Source organism: Streptomyces sp. McG3 (assembly GCF_018619185.1).
GTDB lineage: Bacteria > Actinomycetota > Actinomycetes > Streptomycetales > Streptomycetaceae > Streptomyces.
Genome location: NZ_JAAXYC010000321.1, coordinates 1 through 8519, shown reverse-complemented (window position 1 = coordinate 8519; position 8519 = coordinate 1). Strand labels below are relative to the sequence as shown.

General features: G+C 72.3%; 6 protein-coding genes and 3 pseudogenes. 3 read left to right on the top strand and 6 right to left on the bottom strand.

Annotated elements, in window-relative coordinates:
• Window positions 1-497, top strand: a pseudogene (gene acnA / locus HET64_RS40185) (aconitate hydratase); the annotation flags it as partial.
• A 452-nt stretch (window positions 498-949) separates the two neighbouring features.
• On the top strand, window positions 950-1939 hold the full coding sequence (locus HET64_RS32740; RefSeq protein ID WP_215110786.1) for a DUF3152 domain-containing protein: 990 nt from the start codon (window positions 950-952) through the stop codon (window positions 1937-1939).
• 211 nt (window positions 1940-2150) lie between these two features.
• On the opposite strand, the gene HET64_RS32735 is transcribed toward HET64_RS32740, so the two are convergent.
• Together HET64_RS32735 and HET64_RS32730 are read right to left on the bottom strand one after the other, a co-directional pair.
• Window positions 2151-2804: a bifunctional 2-polyprenyl-6-hydroxyphenol methylase/3-demethylubiquinol 3-O-methyltransferase UbiG gene (locus tag HET64_RS32735; RefSeq protein WP_215110785.1), complete on the bottom strand. Its 654-nt coding sequence runs from the start codon at window positions 2802-2804 to the stop codon at window positions 2151-2153.
• An 88-nt stretch (window positions 2805-2892) separates the two neighbouring features.
• A pseudogene (locus HET64_RS32730) lies at window positions 2893-3392 on the bottom strand (hypothetical protein).
• A gap of 747 nt (window positions 3393-4139) precedes the next feature.
• On the opposite strand from HET64_RS32730, the gene HET64_RS32725 reads away from it, so the two are divergent.
• A complete protein-coding gene (locus HET64_RS32725) occupies window positions 4140-5444 on the top strand; it encodes a helix-turn-helix transcriptional regulator (protein ID WP_215110784.1) in 1305 nt (434 codons plus the stop codon).
• Here HET64_RS32725 and cutA read toward each other — a convergent pair.
• The 4 genes and pseudogenes from cutA to HET64_RS32705 form a co-directional block, all read right to left on the bottom strand.
• A complete protein-coding gene (cutA, locus tag HET64_RS32720) occupies window positions 5441-5764 on the bottom strand; it encodes a divalent-cation tolerance protein CutA (RefSeq protein ID WP_215110783.1) in 324 nt (107 codons plus the stop codon). The two genes, HET64_RS32725 and cutA, sit on opposite strands and share 4 nt — an antisense overlap.
• Before the next feature lie 72 nt (window positions 5765-5836).
• On the bottom strand, window positions 5837-6487 hold the full coding sequence (locus HET64_RS32715) for a hypothetical protein (RefSeq protein ID WP_215110782.1): 651 nt from the start codon (window positions 6485-6487) through the stop codon (window positions 5837-5839).
• A gap of 6 nt (window positions 6488-6493) precedes the next feature.
• Window positions 6494-7693: a cyclic dehypoxanthinyl futalosine synthase gene (gene mqnC / locus HET64_RS32710; RefSeq protein ID WP_215110781.1), complete on the bottom strand. Its 1200-nt coding sequence runs from the start codon at window positions 7691-7693 to the stop codon at window positions 6494-6496.
• Window positions 7694-7765: 72 nt separating this feature from the next.
• A pseudogene (locus tag HET64_RS32705) lies at window positions 7766-8519 on the bottom strand (serine/threonine protein kinase); the annotation flags it as partial.

Genomic DNA, 8519 nt, shown 5'->3' with positions numbered 1-8519 from the left:
ACACCCCGGCCGGCAAGTACCTCACGGAGCACGGCGTCGAGCGCCGCGACTTCAACTCCTACGGCTCGCGCCGTGGCAACCACGAGGTCATGATCCGCGGCACCTTCGCCAACATCCGCCTGCGCAACCAGATCGCGCCGGGCACCGAGGGCGGCTTCACCCACGACTTCACCCAGGCCGAGAAGGCCGCCGACGCGCCGGTGTCGTTCATCTACGACGCCTCGCGCAACTACATCGACCAGGGCATCCCGCTGGTCGTCCTGGACCCGCCGAAGGAGCTCGACGACATCGGCCCCCGGATCGAGGCCGTGGCCGGGGCCCTCGGCGTGGCCGAGGCGGGCAAGGCCCTGGTGGAGCGCACCGAGCAGCGCATCGGGAAGGTCCGCGCCGACGTGCCCGACCTGCCCGCCGCCGACCGGCCCCGGGTCGCCTTCCTGTACCTGCGCGGCTCCGCCTCCGTCTATCTGCTCGGCGGCCGCGAGTCGGGCGCCGGCTCCCTCCTGGAGGCGGCCGGGGCGCTGGACGCCCTGCTGCCCGCGTCGATCGGGACGGTCCTGCCGGTCGGCGACGGCCCGGAGAGCTACCAGGGGCGGCGCGGCGGCATCGTGCACACCGTCCGCCTGGCGGTGCGCCCGGAGCCGGGGGGCCCGGCGCCCGCCTGTCGCGACATCCCGGAGAAGGGGCTGACCTGCGAGGACCTCACCCTGGACGACGGCACGCCCGCCCACGTGTACCGGCAGCCCGCCGAGGGCCGGACGGGTACGGAGGTCTCCCTCCAGTACCGTTCCGGCCGCAGCACGGTGGCCCTGTCCGTCTCGCCCGCGCCGTCCGGGGCGGGCGGTGCTCCCGTCACCGCCGGGGACCTGGTCCGGGTCGTCCAGAGCCCGCGGTTCCGGGAGCTGATCGCGTACGCCGACGAGAACCCGGCGCCGCGGAGCGGGGCCGCCTCGTGACGCGCCGCCGGCCCACGGGCACCCTGCCGCGCGCGTACGGCGAACCGGACCGCGACGAGGACACGTTCCGGCTGCGTGTGCCGCCGCCCCGGGGGCCGGGGCGCGCACCGGGCCGCGCACGCTCGACGGCCCGCTCCCGGGTGCGCCGCAGACGCCGCAACCGGCGCCGGGCGGCCTCGCTCACCGTGCTGGCCCTCGTGGTCGTGGCGGGCGCGGCCCTGCTGGTCGGCCGCCCCTGGCAGGACGGGGGCGGCCCGGCGGACACGGCGGCCCCGGGCGCGTCCCGTACGGCCCCGGCGGGCGGACCGGACAACGCGTCGGAGCCGCTGGAGGACCGTCCCGCGTCCACTCCCCCGCCGTCCCCGACGGCCTCCGCCTCTCCCTCGGCCCCGGACAAGAAGGACGGCGACGTCCGGGCCGAGGACATCCCCGCCTCGGGGCCCGGCACGTTCACCGTGGCCCGTGCTGGGGTCGACGCGAAGGGCAGGGGCAGCGCCTACCGGGTCGAGGTGGAGGACGGCAGCGGCGTCGACCCCGACCGGGCCGCCGAGGAGATAGCCGCTGTCCTCGCCCACCCGCGCGGCTGGAGCCACGACGGCGAGCACACGTTCCGTCAGGTCGCCGACGGACCGGCCGGGCTCGTGATCAAGATCGCCACCCCGGCGACCACGGACCGGATCTGCGGCGAGTACGGCCTGAAGACGCGCGGCGAGGTCAACTGCCGGGGCGGCGAGAAGGTGATGGTCAACCTGAAGCGCTGGCAGCTCGGTTCGCCGCAGTTCGACGGGCCCGTGGCGGAGTACCGGGCGCTGATCGTCAACCACGAGGTCGGCCACTGGCTGGGGCGCGGCCACGAGACCTGCCCGGGCAAGGGGCGCCCCGCTCCCGCGATGATGCAGCAGATCGACGGGCTGAAGGGCTGCGTCGCCAACGCCTGGCCGTACGACGCGAAGGGACGCTACCTGGGCGGCCCGAAGGTGCCGTGACCTTCCCGTAGGGAGCGTACGAAGTCGGAGCCGGCAGGGGACCGTCCCTCCCTTCTGGCCTGCGATGATCCCTTGGCCTGTGAGACGCTCCCGCATCTGCCCGCATCCGTGGGCGACTTTGTTCCCATGGGAACACAACCTCGGGGCCCCGAAGAAGGGCGATTGGCCCGGCAGATACCTGCCGGGCCTCCAGCTGCAGCCGGGCATCGGATCAGCGGCGGGCGGTCACCAGGAGCGTCCCGATGTGCCCGGCCTGCGGGGCGTCGAGGACGCGAGCGTCGATGGCGCGGAAGCCCGCCCGTTCGAGGAGCCCGGCCCATCGGCGCGGGGTGTAGCTGTACCGATAGGTGTACATCGCCTTCCCGGTGAACCCGCCCTTGTACATGCCCTGCGGCCCGTACGCCCCGGGGATCGCCGGAGGGTGGGAGAACGCGAACACGCCGCCCGGCCGCAGCCGCGACGCGACGAGCGGGAGCAGCCGCGCCGGGTCGGTGAACCAGACCGCACCGAAGATCGAGTAGACGGCGTCATAGGTCGCCTCGTCGACGGCGAGCGTCTCCAGCACCTCGCTACAGACGAAGTCGGCCCCGGTACCGGCCCACCGCTCGGTCACCTTCTTCACCATGACCGGGGACAGGTCGATGCCCCTCGCCTTGATCCCGAGCCCCGCAAGGAGGGCGAGCGCCCGGCCGGTACCGCAACCGATCTCCAGCACCGACGCCGGATCGCCGAGGAGCTCCGGCCCAGGACCGTGACCGGCGTACTGCGTCCAGCAGAAGGCGGGTTCCATGCCGTCCTTGAACGCGCTGGCGGCGTAGCTGTCCCACAGCTCGGTCTCGGCTGCGATGTCGTGTCGTGCAGGCACGGTGCCTCTCTCGATGGTCGACAGGGAAGGCCCCTGCCGTCCGCGCGAGAGGAGAGCAGGGGGCCGACGTAGGGGGCCGGATCGCGGGTCAGTGGCTGTCGGGGACCTTGCTGTCGCACGGTGAGCAGTCGGCCCCGTCGATCTCCCACAGTTCGGCGTCGACATCCCAGCCCTCGGCCGCCAGGAAGTCCGCGGTACGCAGGCACAGACCGTCGGACCGACGCGCGACGAACGGCGCGTGATGCTTGTACACCCCGGCGTTGTGGACCTTGCACAGCGCCCAATAGACCGGGGTGTCGAGGATGAGTTGATGCACACCGATGTCGACGAGCTTCCCCACACCGAGGTGGACGTCGGGGTTCTCCATGGCACACACGACGTACGCCACGGCCTGCCCGAGGATCCGCTCCGCCATGTTCCGGACCATGGTGTTGTCCCGGAGGAGCAGAGCGATCTCCCGCTCCCGCAGGGGCCGCCGTCCATGACGTTCACCGTGAGGTCTTCGATGTGCGGCGCCAGGGCGTTGAGGATCTGTTCCGGGTCGCTGCTGGTACGGGCGAGAGCGGGCGGCTGAGCTGCGATGGTCATCCTGTCCTCCGTCGATCGTCGAGTTGTGCGGTGGAGACCGCGCCCCAGACGTCCAGGGTGCGGGGGTCTGTTGGGCATGGTGCCTGGCGTCGGACCGCTTCCGCGGCCTTCCGGAGGGCGGCAACGCTCGCCGGAACGTCGTGGCTCCGCCGGACCGTCCGATGAGGCAGCACGGCGAGCCGGGCCGATACCTCACCCCGAGCGCTTCGCAGTCCACCGCCGTCCACACCTCCGGCCAGTTCGAAGATGTCGGGGTATCGGTCCTCCGTGGCGCCGCTCATGAAGTCGTCGTCCCCCAACGCCTGCACCGCATCACCGACCACATCGGGCGAGGACTCCGCATCGACCCGAGGGAAGAGGAGAGCCGCCGCGCGGCCATCCGTGGCCAGCTCGACCCCGAACAGCGCCGTGAACCGGTCCGGGAACACCCGGACCTTCTTCTCCCGCCGCTTCTCGTCTTCCCACAGTGGCGTGAAGCCGCCAGCAGCCAGTGCTCGTCGGCGAGCGTCCGCTCCCGCGCCAGCGAGACACCTTTCCCTCTCAGATCAGACATCGCGTCAACTCCGCGCACGGCGACTCCTAGTCAGTCGTCGCCCCGGGCAGGCGGCCGTAACCGCTGCCGGGGCCTTGACGTCCGAGGGTCCCTTTCCTGGGAGTGCCCCGCCTGCCCATCGCGGGTGTACCCATGATGGGTACACGCCGTGGGTGTCCCCCGTGCACAGTGGGACCAGCAGGCAGGAGAGCCGCATGACCTACCAGCCGCCGACAGCTCTACCGCGCGACCTCATCGACCAAGAAGAGATGCACCGCGCGCTGGCGAATCATGACTTCGGGACGGTGTTCCGCCTCGCGCGCGAGCACGCGGGCATCTCGTATTCCAAGATCGCCACGGAATGCGACATCAAGCCGAATCGCGTGGGGGAACTCGCCAAGGGCCGCGGGCGCATCACGACCTTCGAGAAGATCGTCCAGATCGCCGACGCATTACGGGTCCCGGGGCGCGTTTTCGGCTTGGCTTCCCGCCCCTGGGAGGCTGACTCTCCTGGTCATTCCAGTGAAGAGATCGGACCGCACGTGCGACGTCGAACCATACTCCAGGCAGCCACCACCGCCGGCCTCGCCGCAGCGCTCCCCGCCCCGCACCACCCGGAGCCACCGATCCGGGTCACCCCGGCCTACGTCGAGGAACTGCGCGCACGGGCATCCCGCCTCCGGCGCCTTGACATCTACCTCGGCGGCGGCGACACGTATCGTGTGTACCTCGCGGAGCTCCAGCGCACCAAGTCCTCTTTGCGAGCGGCCGTTTTCACCGACGACGCCCGCCAGAAGGCGACGGCGCTCCTTGCCGAGCAGGCGCAGCAGGCGGGATGGTCCGCATTCGACGGCGGCCGTGTCCGGGAAGCGGTGGACCTGTACGAGGAGAGTCGCGACCTCGCGCGCGAGGCCCGGGACGCGGACCTCTACGGCAACGCGCTCGCGTTCCTCGCCTACAAGATCGGACCCGACGACCGACAGACCGCCGTCGCCGTCGCAGAGGCTTCCTGCGCCACGATCACGGCCCGGACCCCGACCACCGTCCGCGCGCTGCTGCACGAGCGCCACGCCTGGGCCTGCGCTGTCGACGGCCAGATCGGAGGTACGGAGCGTGCACTGGAGGCGGCCCGCGATGCTCTCGACAGCACGCAGAAAGACGAGCCCCAGCCTGACTGGGCAGCCTGGGTCGACCACGTCGAGCTGGACATCATGACCGGCCGCTGCTGGACGGAGCTTCGACGACCGCTTCGCGCCGTCCCCGCCCTCACCCGCGCACTCGAGCAGTACAGCGACGACCACGCGCGCGACAAGTCCCTCTACCTGTCCTGGCTCGCTCAGGCCTACCTCACCGCCGACGAGATCGAGGTGGCCGCGCGGCATGTCGGCCGCGCAACCGCCCTCGCCCGAGGGATCGCATCCCAACGCCCGGCGCAGCGGCTCGTCCCGCTGATCAACCGCCTGCGCCCGCACGCCGGCCTTCCCGCAGTCCGTGAGCTCCTCGAAGGCACCGCCGCCTAGGAGGGGGCAACCGAAGTCCGGATCCATTCGAGGCACCGGTCGGCACCCTCGACGATCGGGACGGCGCACAGCTCCGGGCTGTCCCAGGGATGCCGCTCCAGAAGATGCGCCTCCAGCTCGGTGTAGCGCTCCACCGTCGTTTTGAGGAGGACCTGCCACTCCTCACCGGTCCCGTACTGGCCGAGGTGCCAGAAGACGCTGACTACGGGCCCCACGATCTGGGCGCCCGCCGCCAGACGTTGCTGAACAGCCCCGCCCGCCAGGGCAATCGCCTGCTCCCGGGTCTCCGTCGCGGTCGACACCTGTACGCATTCAGTCATGGGCGCGAGCCTACGAGAGAGGCCCCGCTGCGGGGTCGGTTCGCCTCGGGCCGAGGTGTGCCGGCTCCGGCCTCAGCGGGCGCGGTGCACGAGCCGACCCGCGAGGACCGTCGCCACGCAGGCGCGCGCCCCGGCCGCGTACAGGGCCGCCTCGTCGGGTACGTCGAAGACCGCGAGGTCCGCCCGGCCGCCCACGGTCAGCGGGGCGCCCGCCGTGCGGGCCAGGTCGCCGCCCGCGGCGAAGGGGTCCAGGTCCGGCGGTCCGGGGGGCGTGGGTGGCGGTGGGACCCGGACGAGGCCCGACCGGGCGACGGCCGTGCGCAGCGCGGGGTCCTCCGCGTCGAGGGGGCCCGCCAGGTGCGTCGTGCCGTGCCGCAGCATCCGCTGGAGCCCGCGCCGGACGGACCCGGCCCGCCGGGCCGTGTCCATCGTCGCCGCGAGCCGCTCGAACTCCACTCCCCAGACGGGGAGTTCCCCCAGCTCGTCGGCCTCGCGGGGGTCGGGGTGGTAGCAGCGGGTGAGCAGCTCCCGGGGCCGGTCCTGGCGCAGTCCCGGCGTGATGAGGCCGGGCCAGCGGCGGACCCGGGCCGCCGGGTGCGCGGCGACGACCTCCTCGTAGGGGCCGAGGGCCGCGACCCGGTCGCCGTCCACCGCGACGGCGCCGTTCACGACGGCCGCCGCGCCCCCCGGGAGGACCAGGGGCGCGGCGTGAATCGTCAGCATGGATCGTCAGTTGGCGTTGAGGAGCTTCAGCTCCGGGTGGGCCGTACCGCCCTCGATCGCGGTGGAGGAGATGTGCGAGACGACGCGCTCGTCGACCGGGTCCATCGCCGGGTCGTCGTGCACGACGAGGTGCTCGTACGTCGTGGCGCGCTGCGCGGGGACCCGGTCCGCCTTGCGGATCAGGTCGATGATCTCCAGCCGGTTGGAGCGGTGCTTGGCGCCGGCGGAGGAGACGACGTTCTCCTCCAGCATGATCGAGCCGAGGTCGTCCGCGCCGTAGTGCAGCGACAGCTGGCCGGCCTCCTTGCCGGTGGTCAGCCAGGAGCCCTGGATGTGGGCGACGTTGTCGAGGAAGAGCCTGGCGATGGCGATCATCCGCAGGTACTCGAAGAGCGTGGCCTGCGTCTGGCCCTTCAGCTTGTTGTTCTCCGGCTGGTAGGTGTACGGGATGAAGGCGCGGAAGCCGCCCGTACGGTCCTGGACGTCCCGGATCATCCTCAGGTGCTCGATGCGCTCGGCGTTGGTCTCGCCGGTGCCCATCAGCATGGTGGAGGTGGACTCGACGCCGAGGCCGTGGGCGATCTCCATGATCTCCAGCCACCGCTCGCCGGACTCCTTGAGCGGGGCGATCGCGGTGCGCGGCCGGGCGGGCAGCAGTTCGGCGCCGGCGCCGGCGAAGGAGTCGAGCCCGGCGGCGTGGATCCGGCTGATGGCCTCCTCGGCGGAGACCTTCGAGATCCGGGCCATGTGCTCGATCTCGGAGGCGCCCAGCGAGTGGATGACCAGCTGCGGGTACGCCTTCTTGATCGCGGAGAAGTGCTCCTCGTAGTACTCGACGCCGAAGTCCGGGTGGTGGCCGCCCTGGAACATGATCTGGGTGCCGCCCAGCTCCACGGTCTCCGCGCAGCGGCGCAGGATGTCGTCGAGGTCGCGGGTCCAGCCCTTGGCGGTGTCCTTGGGCGGGGCGTAGAAGGCGCAGAACTTGCAGGCCGTCACGCACACGTTGGTGTAGTTGATGTTCCGCTCGATGATGTACGTCGCGATGTGTTCCGTACCGGCGTAGCGGCGGCGGCGTGCGGCGTCGGCGGCGGCGCCCAGCGCGTGCAGGGGCGCGGACCGGTAGAGGTCGAGCGCCTCCTCCGGGGTGATCCGACCGCCTTCGGCGGCTCGGTCGAGGACGGGCTGAAGGTCGGCCTTCTCGGTCACCGGGCTGTCACCTTTCGGCGGTTTTTCTACGGATCCTCGGACCGATCCAGCGTACGCCAGCCCTGGGCGCCCTCAGCCGCCGGACCTGGTGAGCTTCCCGTAGGGGAGACCCGCGGCGCGTTCCTTCGAGCGGTAGTCCAGGGTGCCGTCGTCGGCGAGGCGGAAGACCAGGTCGGCCTCGGTGGTGGTGCACAGACCCGGTGTGCTGGGGCGGTCCGGGTCGGTGGCCTCGCGGATGTTCAGCTCCTTCGCGGTGCCGGAGGCGAGGGTGCCGACGCTGTTGCAGGTGACGGTGATGCCGAGCTGGGAGATCGTCGTGCTCATCCGGACGACCCGCTCGCCGCGCTTCCCCTCGGTGAAGACGGCGGTGAGGGTGCCGTGCGGCTGGCCGGTCGTCTTCTCGGTGACCGGCCCCTGCCAGGTGCCCACGTACGCCTTCGGCAGCTGTCCGGCCGGGGCCCCGCTCGCGTCGGCGGACTCGGCGGGCGTCGGCTTCCCGGAGTCGGGGGGCGAGGCGGAGCCCGACGGGGTCGCCGCGGCGTCGTTGCCCCGGTTCCGGTCGGCGTCGCCGCTCGGGAAGAAGCCGTCGAGCAGGCCCGTGCCGAAGGTGACGACCGCGAGCGCGCCCGCCACCGCCAGGGCGACCGTGCAGCTGACGCGGCGGCCGCGGCGCTCCCCGGAGGCCGGCCGGTTCTCGGCGCTGACGGTCAGGGAGAGGCGGGGGTCGCCTGCGCGCCGGCCCGGCAGCCCGCTCGCGCCGTGCGCGCCGTCGCCACCCTGGCGGTAGGTCCCGGCGTGCCTGGGGGGCGGGGGCACGGTGGAGGCG